We start from the raw sequence: 12,812 nt of genomic DNA, 5'->3' as shown, positions 1-12,812 counted from the left end.
CATGCGTGTGCTGATCATCGAAGACGAAGAAAAAACCGCCGACTACCTGCATCGCGGCCTGAGCGAACAGGGCTTTACCGTTGACCTGGCACGGGACGGCATCGATGGCCTGCACCTGGCCCTGGAGGGCGACTACGCGGTAATCGTGCTGGATGTGATGCTGCCTGGCCTGGACGGCTATGGCGTGCTGCGCGCCTTGCGCGCGCGCAAGCAGACGCCGGTGATCATGCTGACCGCCCGTGAGCGGGTCGAAGACCGCATTCATGGCCTGCGCGAAGGCGCCGACGATTACCTGGGCAAGCCGTTCTCGTTCCTCGAACTGGTCGCCCGGCTGCAAGCCCTCACCCGCCGCAGCAGCAGCCATGAACCGTTGCAGGTGCAGGTGGCAGACCTGTGGATCGACCTGATGGCACGCAAGGCCACCCGCGCCGGCCAGCGTCTGGACCTGACTGCCAAAGAGTTCTCGCTGCTCAGCGTGCTGGCCCGTCGGCAGGGTGAAATCCTGTCGAAGACGGCGATTGCCGAGCTGGTCTGGGACATCAACTTCGACAGCGATGCCAACGTCGTGGAAGTGGCGATCAAACGCCTGCGCGCCAAGCTCGACGGGCCCTTCGACAACAAGCTGCTGCACACCATCCGAGGCATGGGCTATGTCCTGGAAAACCGTGCGGGGTAATTCCATCGCCCTGCGTCTGTCGGCGCTGTTCATCCTGGTGGCACTGGGGGTGTTCCTGCTGATTGGCTCGGCGCTGTATCGCCAGGTCGACCGCAGCCTGGACCTGCTGCCGCAGGCCGAACTGGACGCACGCTTCAGCGTGCTCGAATCCACCCTCAACCGCTTCGGCACGCAGGAACACTGGGCGAAGATCAACAACAAGCTCAACCTGCTCAGCGAAGAAGACAAGCGCATCCGCTTCTGGGTGGTCAGCAGCAACCCGGCCTACGAATACGGCCACCCCAGCGAGCTGGTACGTGCCTTCGCCGAAGGCCCGCAGGGTATGCGCGACTTGCACCTGCCCGACCGGCCCTACCCGTACAAGGTGCTGGTCAGTGAGCTGCCGGCGCTGGGCGAGCGGCCGGCGATGCGTTTTCTGATCGGCATCGACACCGAAACCTTCTGGCAGGCCCAGCACAGCCTGCTGGTGGCGATTGTCGGGCTGGCGGTGCTTGGCGTGCTGTTGGCTTCAATACTGGGCTACTGGGTGGCGCGCATTGGCCTGCGCCCGCTGCTGGCGTTGTCCAACGAGGCCCAGGCCCTGGCCCCGCCACGCCTGGACGGGCGTTTGCAAACCCATGCCCTGGCGCCGGAGCTGGCACAGTTCGCGGGCGCCTTCAACGCCGCACTCGACCGGGTCAGCCAGGCCTACTCACGGCTGGAAGCCTTCAACGCCGACGTCGCCCATGAGCTGCGCTCGCCGCTGACCAACCTGATCGGCCAGACCCAGGTAGCGCTGACCCGCGGCCGCAGTGCCGAGCATTACTTCGAGGTGCTGCAATCGAACCTGGAAGAGCTGGAGCGCCTGCGCAGCATCATCAACGACATGCTGTTTTTGGCCAGCGCCGACCAAGGCAGCAAGGCTACCGCCCTGACCCAGGCCTCCCTGGCCGAGGAAGTGGCAACCACCCTCGACTACCTGGATTACATCCTCGAAGACGCCCAGGTCAGCGTGAGCGTGATCGGCGACGCCCAGGCGCCCATCGAAAAGGCCCAGCTGCGCCGGGCGCTGATCAACCTGCTGAACAACGCCGTGCAGCACACCGCGCCGCATCAGGTGATCCAGGTGCAGATCGATGCCGGGCCCGAGCAGGTCAGCATCGCGGTGAGCAACCCGGGGCCGGCGATTGACAATGAACACCTGCCGTTGCTGTTCGAACGCTTCTACCGGGTGGATGCGGCGCGCAGCAACAGCGGTGGCGGCAACCATGGGTTGGGGTTGGCCATCGTCAAGGCGATTGCACTGATGCATGGGGGGGAGGTGTTTGTGCGCAGTGGGGCCGGGCTCAATACCTTCGGTATCCAGTTGCCGACCTTGAGGCCAGCGCGCTCTGTGTAGGAGCGGCCTTGTGCCGCGAAAGGGTCGCGAAGCGGCCCCAGACTCTCTGGCAGGGCCGAGATTGCCGGGGCCGCTGCGCAGCCCATTCGCGGCGCAAGGCCGCTCCTACAAGGACCGCGCAGGCTCTCTAGCGCGGGAGTTTGCGGCGAAAGTACTATTGCTTTTCTTTGGATCGTTACCTTTTGCGCAACAGTGCTTATCGCACTTCGCTCTGTTTCAAGTGTACTGAAAGGGCTAACTTTACCCCTGTCCTCATTAGCACTTGCACCGCAAGAAGGTAGTTTCAAATGTCCAACAGTATGGGTATTGCCAGCGTCTTCGTTCTGTCTTCCCTGTTGTTGTCGCCCCTGGCCATGGCCGAAGAATCCAGCGCTTTCGTCACCCGTAATGCAGAGCTCGCCGCCGTCCATCAAGACGCCCGCGAGGCGGTAGCTGCAAACAAGGCTGACGCCGCCAAAGACGCAAAACAGACAGCTTCCAAAGTTTCTGTCGATGCCAACGCCGACAGCTGATCAAGCGCTGTCACTGCTCCAGATTTCCCTTGGCTACGCCATGGGCACCACCGGTGCCGATATGTTAGCCTTTTAAAGCCGCTGCCGATCAGCGGCTTTTTTTATGTGCTTTAACTCTCAGCCACGCTGTAACGTCTACCTATAAAAAAGACGCACATTCAAAAATAAAAACTGCCCCACCGTCAGACCAAAGGAGCTAGTACCGGTGCCTTCCGCGTTCCGTTTTACCCCGCTATTCATTGCGTTGACTGCAACGATCCCTTTCGCCGCCCAGGCAGATGAAGACAAGGCTGATGGCTTCATCGAAGGCTCGTCCTTCAACCTGCATTTCCGTAATGCCTACTTCAACCGCGACAACCACAACGCCGGCGTGCGTGACACCCGCGAGTGGGGCCAGGGCGCGGTTGCACGCTTCGAATCGGGCTACACCCCTGGCGTGATCGGCTTTGGCCTCGATGCACATGCCATGCTGGGCCTCAAGCTGGACGGCGGTGGCGGCCATGCCGGCACCAGCATCCTGCCCGAGCACATCAAGGACGACGGTGAGCTGGGCGCTGCCCCCCACTCGTTCTCCACTGCCGGCGCTGCGATCAAGCTCAAGGCGTTCGACACCGAGCTGAAAGCCGGTGACCTGTTCCTCACCAACCCGGTGATCGCTGGCGGCGAAACCCGCATGCTGCCGCAGACCTTCCGTGGTGTGAGCCTGACCAACACCAGCATCGACGGCCTGCTGCTCGAAGGCGGCCAGGTGAGCTTCACCCACCCGTACAACCAGAGCGGCCACCGCCGCATCGACACCTACTATGGGTCGCTGGACGAGCACGACAAGAGCAAGCACCTGAACTGGGCCGGCGCGTCGTGGAGCGGTACCGACAACATCACCACCAACCTTTACGCCGCCGAGCTGAAGGACATCTGGAACCAGTACTACGCTGACTTCGACTACACCTACGTGGTCAACGACCTGGTCAGCCTGAACCCGGGCGTGCACTTCTACCACACCCAGGATACCGGCCAGGCCCTGCTGGGCAAGATCGACAACAACACCTACAGCGTGCACTTCACCGTCAACGCAGGCTTCCACAGCGTCACCGCCGCCTACCAGCGGGTCAATGGCAACACGCCGTTCGACTACATCAACCTGGGCGACAGCGTGTACCTGGACAACTCGCGCATGTACTCGGACTTCAACGCGCCGAACGAGCGCTCGTGGAAGCTGCAGTACGACTACGACTTCGCCGGTGTCGGCGTGCCTGGCCTGACCACCTCGCTGTCGTACTCGCGCGGTGAAGCCGACCTGACCAAAGCCACGCAGGACACCAGCCACTACGACTACTACCGTGAAGATGGCAAGAACGCCATGCACTGGGAACGTGACCTGGACGTGAAGTACGTGTTCCAGGAGGGTGACCTGAAGGACCTGTCGGTACTGGTGCGCTACGCCACCCACCGTGGCAGCCAGGGTTATGCGTCGATCGACAGCAACAGCGACAACGACGAAGTGCGGGTGATCGTCGACTACCCGCTGAACGTGTTCTGATTCCGGTTTGTAGGGAGAACCTATAACCCTGGAGCGGATTCACCCGCGAACACCGGCGAAGCCGGTGCCAAGCACCGCGGTGGATTCTTCGCGGGTAAACCCGCTCCCACATTTTGTTTCGGGCCACTAGCGCCTATGCCAATCTACGCGACCGCCTTGTCTGTTCGCCGCAGTGTCGAGCCATGCGGTCATATGGCAGTAAACTAGTACTCAACTGATAGCTGCTCAAGTTGATTTTCTATTTCAGCCGCGCCTTTATTTGTAGCACTCTCAGTCCGGCTGCAAAACCACTGGGAGAGTAAGAAAAGTTATAAAGCGACTCAGCTATTCGATGTGCATCTGCCTCGCTGCAGAGGGCATGACTTAGTAAATCTTTTGAAACTTGCTTAAATGATTCATAGATTATCATTTTGTGTTCGCTTGTGGCCAATATAGGCTGCGAAACGTTAATGGCTTGTATGTGATAAAATTGTGAGATTTCTTCCAGCAGTGACACGGGACTGTTGTAATTGAGGTTCAGTTTTTCGCCAAGCTTAATTGTTAAGGCATTCGCCTCATAAAACTCCGGAAAGTAGGGGTGGCAAAACTGACTACTTAGGCAAGGCTCTTCAAATATTGAGACCCCACTCTGCGATAATGATTCGCTTATAGATCTCAAGGCGTCTACTCTGTTATGCAAATGCATGAGGAGGAAACGACTGTAGGTGCAATCAAAGCCCCCAGGGACTTCAGTTTTATCACTAATATCACTGCACTCAAAGCTGATATTGCTAAGATTATTTTTTCTTGCAGCCTCCCTTGCAATTTCAAGCTGACTCTCGGATATATCCCTACCCATGATTCCCCCCCCCGTGTGGACTCAAGGCTTTAGCCAAGATGCAAGTCATATGTCCATGGCCACACCCTATCTCCAGCATTGATGCTGGCGCCTGAGTGTCAAATACGTGTTTTCTCAAGAAAACCAAGCTTGAGGGGTTGTAGATTTCACTCAATATTTGCAGACGATTTTTATCATTTAATCCAGTTGCAAGTCTGTAGTCTTTCATATAGAAATCCTGATTTATCTTTTTACTGGTGAAGTTAAACCTCTGGCAAGATTAAGGCGCCTGTAAGCTCGCAAGCGTTTTTTGTGCTGTTGCCTGTAATGCTGGAGGTCTGAGGTAAGATCCCCAGCACAAAAGTAAAGCTCTTCAGTGATTTCGCATATTTTATAGTTTGGCCAGGGCTTGTTTGTTAACTGCAATAGCTGCGAGAAGGCGTTAGACCCATGATAATACAAGTAAATATAAACGAATGCGGTACTTCGGCTTACGCCCGCGTGGCAGTGAAACAGTAATTTTGTACCAACTCGGGTTTCTAGTGAGCTGATGTCTCGCATATATCTTTTTACGGTTGATGCCATGTGCTCAAGATTTGCGTTTTGCTCTTGATCATAGAGCTCATAAATAAAATGTTTAGCCGGTTGATACTCTAAGTACTCTGTCAATCGAGTGCCGGGATCAATGAAGGAGAACACTATGTCAGGCACCCACTCTTGGCATGTGCTGTTTAGCTTTTGCAGGCAAGTGACTCTTAAATGGTTACCAGTGATCATTTTGGTTGTCTCCATTAAGAATTTCGGATATTCGACTTCTAGTGTTTGATGTGATCCCATCTGGTAGCTTGTTCAAGTTGAACCACCCAATGTTTTCTATCTCATGATGATCTTGAATTTCTGGGAAACCTAAAAAATCAGTTACCTTGTAAAGTAAGACATAGTCATGCTGATACCTCCATTTATTCAATAGTACGGATGTGAGTAAAGGATTGGAAATTTTAAGGCCTGTTTCCTCTAGTACTTCTCTGCAGACGGCCCCACGCGGTGTTTCTCCTGCAATTATTCCTCCTCCTGGCAAATGCCAGCCAACACGATAAGTATGCTGTATCAGAAGAACTTGCTGTTTGTTGTTAAATATCACAGCTTTAACGCCTAGGCTAGGGGATCCGAGAATTGACTTGATCTTACTTGTGATATTCTCAAGGAAATAGAGTTTCATATTATGATTTGTTCTAGATTTAGTGTTGCATTGTATTTTTTGAAAACCGCGTCTTTTATATATTGGGCTAGTGCTATCACGTCGCCTCCGGTTGCTTGGCAAATATTTACAATAAAGCCGCCGTGAAGTTCGGATATCATAGCCCCCCCAATCCGAAACCCTTTCATCCCTAACGCCTCGATCATTTCACCCACCCTAAGCTCATGGTTAGGTCTTTTGAACACGCTTCCGGCGTTCGGTAAAATATAGGGTATTGTCATACTGCGCTTATTGAGAATGGCTTTCGCTGACACAGCGACGGCTTGGCCATGTGCACTTCGGATAAACTTGAATTTTGCTTGTATGATAATTTCTCTGCTACCCTGAAAAATGCTGGTTCGATAAGAGTTATTTAGCTCGCCCTTGTTATAAGTGGTGATTAAGGCATTTTCAATATTGATAGTTGTTACTTCTACTAACGTTTGATGAATATCACAGTCGAAAGCTCCGGCATTCATGTAAATAGCTCCGCCGATTGTGCCAGGTATTCCTATCAGTCTTTCGAGGCCTGTCAGATCTCTGTCAATTGATTCTTGGACGAGTGTCTGTAGTCGGACTGAATTACTTACCGTGCAAAAATTGTCTTCCCAAGTGATTTTTTTGGGCATCCGCTGCATTAGTAAAAATGAAGTATCGCAATCATAGTTGGACTTGCTGAGGATTACATTGCTACCACCTCCAAGTATTATTCGATTTGTGCCCTCGCTATGTGCTACTGCGGATTTCAGTTCACTCAAATTGGTTGGAGAGTACGTGCACTCTGCGCTTGAATTAATACAGTAAGAATTAAATTCCGTAAGGTCAGATTTTTTTGGCATCATCATAAGTTATCTGCCCCCCAAGTATTTGGGCGTTGCTTATTATTCTTGAGTAGCCACGCAATATTTGATTAAAGGCGGTTATATTAATATGACATCCGCTGGAGATAGCTAACAGAACAATTGCCATTCCACCTCGCAGATCTGGAGCAGATACGTTTATCGATATTTGATTGGCTTTCTTTTTGAACCCGTTTATCGAAATTGTATTTTCCAAGCAGGAAATCTCTGCGCCCATTTTCCTGAGTTCATCGACATAATTTGTCCGGCATGGCATAACCATGTCTCGAATTATATTTTTTGAACTAAGCGTGCAGCACAGAGCGGCTAAGATAGGTTGCAGGTCTGTGGGAAAACCTGGATAAGGGCGCGCTGTGATTTCGAGGGGCTGATTTTCCTCAAATACTCTGCCATCGATCAGGATGTCACCTGCGCCTAATAGAAAGTAAGCGCACTTCAAATTATCAAGTATTTGAAGTGGTTCACTCATGAACTGAGTTGGGCAGTTTTTAAGCAGCACCAGCTTTCTAACGGCCATCGATGCAAAAGCATATGAGCTAGCCTCGATTCGATCATAAATGGGTTTGTGCTTGATTCCTTGTAGTGTTTGATTGCTCACGGGCACTACAATCAAGTCACTACCGTTTCGCAAAATTTTTGTGCCGGCCTTATTGAGAAAGGCTATGACATCATCAATTTCTGGCTCCAGAGCCGCATTCTGGATGGTTATTGTTGAGTTTATACTGCCAGTGGCACAAGAAAATAGTGCTTGAAGTGTGGTGCCAACAGATGGGTACGGTAACTGTAGTGTTTTTATCGGTTCAGCAGTTTTGGTGCATGATATTTCGTCATCGTTATAGCTTACTGTGTTTCCGAGCTTGGTTAGGCACTCGACATGATAATCGAAAGGACGGTTCAGGTCGCAGCCACCAGGGACCGAAACTTTGGCACTTCCAGTCCGTGAGCTCAATATACCAAGCAGTAATAAGCTGTATCGCGTATCCGAGCATTCTTTAAAACAAGCTTCGGAGTAAATAGGACCACGCGCATCAATGATTAATCGATCTTTTTCTTGGATGCAGTGAGCACCTAGCTTGGACAGGATTATAATCATGGTTTTAATATCTTCAATATGATCATCATCAATTTCTAGAAGGGTGACTCCTTCGATCAGTATGGAGGCTGCTAATAACGGAAGCGTTGAGTTTTTCGAGGGTGATATATGAATCGTAGGTATTAGATTTAGATCGTAATTTAATGGCGTAAGAGTTGCACTGTTCACCTCAAACCTCCGGCACTATAAAATTGATATTCTTGTTGAATTGTTCTTTATTTTTCGCATAGATTGAGATGAACATCCTACAGACGGAGTCTATTTTCTCTGCTGTAACATGCCGTCCATCATGCTGCCATGCCGTGGGTAGGCTTGAGGATTGAAAAAACATCTCAAAGGCAGGGAAATATGAAACGCTTTCTAGCTCTGGGTGTTCATCAAATAATTCATGAATTGCAGCAACCAGATTTGATTTGGACCTGACATTTGCAATCCGAGGGTCGTAAGGGACACCGCTAGTTTTTAACGGTATTGGAGATACTGTAAAAATTATTGGTACTGCTCCGTGGTGTGCGGAATGAATAGTATTTATTATTTCAAGAAGGTCAGATTTAATTTCACTTACAGTCTGAAAGCGGTGGCGAAAGATGAGTGGCTTGTCAGATATGATATTTCGCAGGGGCGCTCGATTTAAGTAATGCCACTCATCTCCAATCCTCTGCTCCCAAATCTCGCTGAGACCAACGGTGATGATGAAGGCAGTAGAGTTTTTTATTGCGTTTTTCCCATGAGTCTCTAATTTGAGCTGCTCCTCTGATAGCTCAAATTCGGAGTCTTTATTGATGGGATGTCTCTTTGCGTCATGAAAACGGACCCTGCCATCGGCTGATTGGACCGCCCAAGTAATGTTTCTCTGTAATCCGTTCGTACAAAGCGACAGCTCATTAAGTATAGTTTTTGTATTGTAATGTAGGCCCCACTCGGGAGCTGTAGTAGAGATATTATGCAAAGAGATCCAGCGTGCGAAATTAACTGCAAAGCAGCTTCCAATTGATAAGATTTTCGAGCGCTTCGTTAGCCACCTGCTTGCATTTCGTGTCTTGTATGGGGAATGCGTGGAATTGCTCCACCTTGTGCCTATAAAATCCATGTCATTATATTTCTTCATCGCTGCCTTCGGTGATCGTGTCGTAGGTTTTATCTGAGTAGTAGCTTGCGATACTGATCCTAAAACAAATCGCGATGAGAAATACGGTAAGTTACCGTAGGAAATTTCTACTAGTGATGTAGGTGATTTTCAAGGCATGGATTATTCTGTGTAATATCAATGCGTTATTGATTCCCCATAATTTGAATCTCATGTGCTCGCTTGGCGATACATGAAGGATTGCAGCTGCGGAAACATTTAGTACAAACTAATAGATGCGAGGCTCAACTGAGCAGTTTATTACGCGCGCATGCCTCATACGGCCTGCAATAGAAGCATTCAATACGTGGGATAGGTCAACTTGCGAGCAGCAAAGTCAAGAGCTAGGTATGAAATTGTTTGGCGCGGCTCTGGCGGGCAGATGAAGGGCGTTAAGCGGGGGTAGGATTGCTCGGTGAATACTATGGAAAGCTGGGATAATTAAAATTTTTGCTCAGAACTTCCTGCTGGTAACGACTCCAGAAAAGTTTAAACAATCATTGACACGAATACCTTGGATTTCACTGAGAGAAGCTATGGGGAAAAAATTGTACTCTGAATGCTCACTGCTCAACGTTATTTTTGAAATTTCATTTATACTGCAACGAAAGATAAAAGCCTGTGAGTTATATTGCTTATGGTAATATACACCAGTCAGTGTTGCAGCGGTGATTGGCTGACTTAGTTCTTCAAGGCACTCCCTGACTAATGCTTCATGAATAGTCTCCCCAATTTCTAAGGCCCCGCCGGGAAGCCCCCACGAGAAACTTCCGTAGTTTGCTTTTAATAGAAGCACCTCATTGTTTTCGTTAAGTATCACAGCATGAGAACTCAAACGAAATGTATCGTCAAATGCCATGTATCAATCCCTAGGCCACTTAGAAAATAAGTGTCAATAGGTTAGTACTTGTCGCAGCTTAGTCAAATAAGAAAATGTTTTAAGTTGTGACGAAAAGTGCCTGAGAAGGTACCAGTGATGGAAGGTGCTCGGCACAGCATGTTCGGCGCCTATGAAATCAAGCGCCGCCCGATCGGCGCAACGCGACCTCGCTCCAAGGCTGCGGGATACATCAAGATATGCAGCACAACGTGATTCCGTCGGACAAATCTTGTCCGACAATCACGGCTTCCCTAGAATGTCGCCGCCGCGAATGGCCCTGCCCACGCAGTAGCGAGCATGCCCACCCGATTACCGCGTTTCGCATTTTTCAGGTCGCACCCCGAGCTGACCCTCAACCTGGGCAGTTGCCTTGCCGTGCTCGCCATCGTGGCCATCGTCAGCTTCCTGCTGGCGCGTGAACGTGACAGCGTCGAGCTGTCGGCGATTCGCTCGTCCAACAACATCGTCCAGCTGATCGAAAGCGACATCCTGCGCAACGCCGAACTCTACGACCAGTCACTGCAAGGCCTGATCTGGGCCGTCGGGCGCAAGGAGCTGCCGGAAATACCCGGGCCGTTGCGCCAACGCCTGCTGTTCAATGAAGCCTTCGTCGACCGCAAACGCGGTGACGTGCTGTGGCTCGACAAGCAAGGCAATGTGGTGGGCGACTCCACCAGCAATGTGCCGCGCAAGGCCAACTTTGGCGAAACCGGTGTGTTCAAGGCACACCAGGCCAACGCCAATCTGGGCTTGCTGGTAGGCCCGCCATTCAAGGCCAAGCTCGGCGACCTGGACTGGTGTATCAGCTTCAGCCGGCGCATCTCCGGCCCCGATGGCGAGTTTGCCGGGCTGGCAGCAGGCGCATTGCGCCTGTCGTACTTCAGTGAGCTGTTCCAGCGCCTGGACATTGGTGACGACAGCAGCATCAACCTGTTCAATACCGACGGGCAGCTCCTCGCCCGCCAGCCCTCACGCCCGCAAGACCCGCTGATCGGCACCAACTATGCCGAGCGGGCCAACTTCAAGCGCATCCTCAGCGAACAGAGCGGTAACTTTACTGCCCGCTCTGGCAGCGACGGCAACCCGCGCATCTACACCTTCGCCCGGGTCGCGCAGTTGCCGCTGATCGTGCTGGTGGTGCACTCGGCCGACGAGGTGTTCCAGTCCTGGCGACGCACCGCGATTCTGGTCAGCGTCGCCACGGGCGTGCTGTGCGTGGGCATTCTCTGGCTGACGCTGCTGCTGGGCCGTGAACTGCGCCGCCGCCAGGAGGCCGAACAAGGTCTGGCGACGCTGGCCGCAACCGACAGCCTGACCGGCCTGGCCAACCGCCGCCGTCTGGACCAGGTACTGCGCCAGGAGTGGGCGCGCGCGCAACGCAATGGCAAGCCGCTGGCGGTGCTGATGATAGATGTGGACCACTTCAAGGCGTTCAACCAGCGCCATGGCCACGCCGGTGGCGACCACGCGTTGCGTGAGGTGGCCAAGACCATCGAGGCGAGCATTCGCCGGCCGGCTGATGTAGCGGCTCGTTATGGCGGGGAGGAGTTTCAGGTGGTGCTGCCAGAAACCGATCTTGCAGGGGCGCGGCTGCTAGCCGAGCGGATTCGTACCAGCGTCGAAGCGCTGGCACCCTTTGCCGATGACGTCCATGCGGTGACGGTGAGCATCGGCATCGGCGTGTCCGCCACCCAGCACGACCTGAGCGGCGTGCTGGGTGCTGCAGACGAAGCGCTCTACCGGGCCAAGGCCAAGGGCCGTAACCAGGTAGAAGGCCCTGACGCCTAGGAACGGGCGCGGGCGGCGTTGCGCAGGGCTTTTACCTGGTCATGGTTGCGCTGCACACCTTGCAGCTGTTTTTCCACCAGGTTGTAGGTCATGTCGCTGGCACTGCGGCCCAGTTTTACCAGCTTCTCGCGCGCTTCCTTGTAGGCTTTGAGGGCGTGGTCCTCACCGCGCTCAACCTCGTTCAGCACCGCTTCTTCGTCCTTGCCGGTAACCATCGACTTCAGGTTGACCCACCCGCGATGCAAGTCGCCGCTGATGCTGGTGGAGGTTTCCGGGTCGCCGCCCAGACGGCGCACTTCACTTTGCAGTTCGCCAGCGGCGTTGGCGCATTCACCGGCTCGCTGAACGAAGAACGCTTTCAGCTCGGGATTCTTCACATCATCGGCCGAGGCTTTGAAACCTTTCTCGCCATCCTTGCTGTATTCGATCAGGTCGTTGAGTACGTCAATCACGTCTTTGTTGGGGTTGCTCATGGTCGAACTCCTTGGCAGGTGATAGTCATCTATACCGGTGCAGCGTTCGTGCCACGCTTTCAAATTAAATAAATTCTTTATTTTTCAATTGGTTATATAAAACCGGAAAACGACTGATGGCTGCGTTCTGCATGATTGCCGCTTGGGCCTTCGTGCAGATTGCAGTATGGTCGGCGCTTTTCCACAGCCAGGTGCGTCGATGATGAAGCCGGAAATGCTCGAATTGCTGGTGACCCGCAGCATGCCGTTCGGCAAATACCAAGGGCGGATCATTGCCGACCTGCCGGGGGACTACCTGGCGTGGTTTGCGCGCAAGGGTTTCCCCGCGGGTGAGTTGGGCGGATTGCTGGCGTTGATGCATGAAATCGACCACAACGGGCTGGGGGATCTGCTGGTGCCGTTGCGCAAGAAGCATGGGCGTTGACCTGCTCC

Annotated in this window: 13 protein-coding genes; 6 read left to right on the top strand and 7 right to left on the bottom strand. The window is 52.8% G+C overall.

What is annotated here, in order from left to right; all coding sequences use genetic code 11:
- The first annotated feature begins 1 nt into the window (after position 1).
- From ABI582_RS27560 to ABI582_RS27545, 4 genes are all read left to right on the top strand, one after another.
- Positions 2 to 676: a heavy metal response regulator transcription factor gene (locus tag ABI582_RS27560; protein WP_012270545.1), complete on the top strand. Its 675-nt coding sequence runs from the start codon at positions 2 to 4 to the stop codon at positions 674 to 676.
- On the top strand, positions 651 to 2,054 hold the full coding sequence (locus tag ABI582_RS27555; RefSeq protein WP_442120860.1) for a heavy metal sensor histidine kinase: 1,404 nt from the start codon (positions 651 to 653) through the stop codon (positions 2,052 to 2,054). The genes ABI582_RS27560 and ABI582_RS27555 overlap by 26 nt, the downstream gene beginning before the upstream one ends.
- A gap of 287 nt (positions 2,055 to 2,341) precedes the next feature.
- On the top strand, positions 2,342 to 2,566 hold the full coding sequence (locus ABI582_RS27550) for a hypothetical protein (protein WP_049277257.1): 225 nt from the start codon (positions 2,342 to 2,344) through the stop codon (positions 2,564 to 2,566).
- A 205-nt stretch (positions 2,567 to 2,771) separates the two neighbouring features.
- Positions 2,772 to 4,106 (top strand): OprD family porin, encoded by a 1,335-nt coding sequence (locus ABI582_RS27545; RefSeq protein WP_442120859.1) that lies wholly within the window; start codon positions 2,772 to 2,774, stop codon positions 4,104 to 4,106.
- A gap of 238 nt (positions 4,107 to 4,344) precedes the next feature.
- Here ABI582_RS27545 and ABI582_RS27540 read toward each other — a convergent pair whose 3' ends face one another.
- The 6 genes from ABI582_RS27540 to ABI582_RS27515 form a co-directional block, all read right to left on the bottom strand.
- A complete protein-coding gene (locus ABI582_RS27540; RefSeq protein ID WP_442120858.1) occupies positions 4,345 to 4,944 on the bottom strand; it encodes a class I SAM-dependent methyltransferase in 600 nt (199 codons plus the stop codon).
- A 742-nt stretch (positions 4,945 to 5,686) separates the two neighbouring features.
- Complete coding sequence (locus ABI582_RS27535) at positions 5,687 to 6,142, bottom strand: NUDIX domain-containing protein (protein WP_442120857.1); 456 nt, start codon at positions 6,140 to 6,142, stop codon at positions 5,687 to 5,689.
- Entirely contained in the window at positions 6,139 to 6,999 is an 861-nt protein-coding gene (gene murB / locus ABI582_RS27530; protein WP_442120864.1) for a UDP-N-acetylmuramate dehydrogenase, read from the bottom strand. The genes ABI582_RS27535 and murB overlap by 4 nt, the downstream gene beginning before the upstream one ends.
- Positions 6,983 to 8,281, bottom strand: coding sequence for a hypothetical protein (locus tag ABI582_RS27525; RefSeq protein ID WP_442120856.1), 1,299 nt, complete (start codon positions 8,279 to 8,281; stop codon positions 6,983 to 6,985). Before ABI582_RS27525 ends, murB begins: the two co-directional genes overlap by 17 nt.
- A gap of 1 nt (position 8,282) precedes the next feature.
- Positions 8,283 to 9,221, bottom strand: a complete 939-nt coding sequence (locus ABI582_RS27520) for a GSCFA domain-containing protein (protein WP_442120855.1) — start codon at positions 9,219 to 9,221, stop codon at positions 8,283 to 8,285.
- A gap of 472 nt (positions 9,222 to 9,693) precedes the next feature.
- The gene (locus ABI582_RS27515; protein WP_442120854.1) at positions 9,694 to 10,098 is read right to left on the bottom strand and encodes an NUDIX hydrolase; all 405 of its coding nucleotides are present in this window, start codon (positions 10,096 to 10,098) and stop codon (positions 9,694 to 9,696) included.
- A gap of 318 nt (positions 10,099 to 10,416) precedes the next feature.
- Between ABI582_RS27515 and ABI582_RS27510 the strand changes: the two genes are divergently transcribed.
- Entirely contained in the window at positions 10,417 to 11,907 is a 1,491-nt protein-coding gene (locus tag ABI582_RS27510) for a sensor domain-containing diguanylate cyclase (protein WP_338746103.1), read from the top strand.
- Here ABI582_RS27510 and ABI582_RS27505 read toward each other — a convergent pair.
- Positions 11,904 to 12,380 (bottom strand): ferritin-like domain-containing protein, encoded by a 477-nt coding sequence (locus ABI582_RS27505; RefSeq protein ID WP_138737424.1) that lies wholly within the window; start codon positions 12,378 to 12,380, stop codon positions 11,904 to 11,906. The two genes, ABI582_RS27510 and ABI582_RS27505, sit on opposite strands and share 4 nt — an antisense overlap.
- 202 nt (positions 12,381 to 12,582) lie before the next feature.
- On the opposite strand from ABI582_RS27505, the gene ABI582_RS27500 reads away from it, so the two are divergent.
- Positions 12,583 to 12,804: a DUF3820 family protein gene (locus tag ABI582_RS27500; RefSeq protein ID WP_174370526.1), complete on the top strand. Its 222-nt coding sequence runs from the start codon at positions 12,583 to 12,585 to the stop codon at positions 12,802 to 12,804.
- Positions 12,805 to 12,812: the final 8 nt, after the last annotated feature.

This window comes from Pseudomonas sp. SAS7 (genome assembly GCF_052112345.1).
GTDB classification, from domain to species: domain Bacteria; phylum Pseudomonadota; class Gammaproteobacteria; order Pseudomonadales; family Pseudomonadaceae; genus Aquipseudomonas; species Aquipseudomonas putida_Q.
This window is presented reverse-complemented; position numbering and strand designations above follow the sequence as displayed.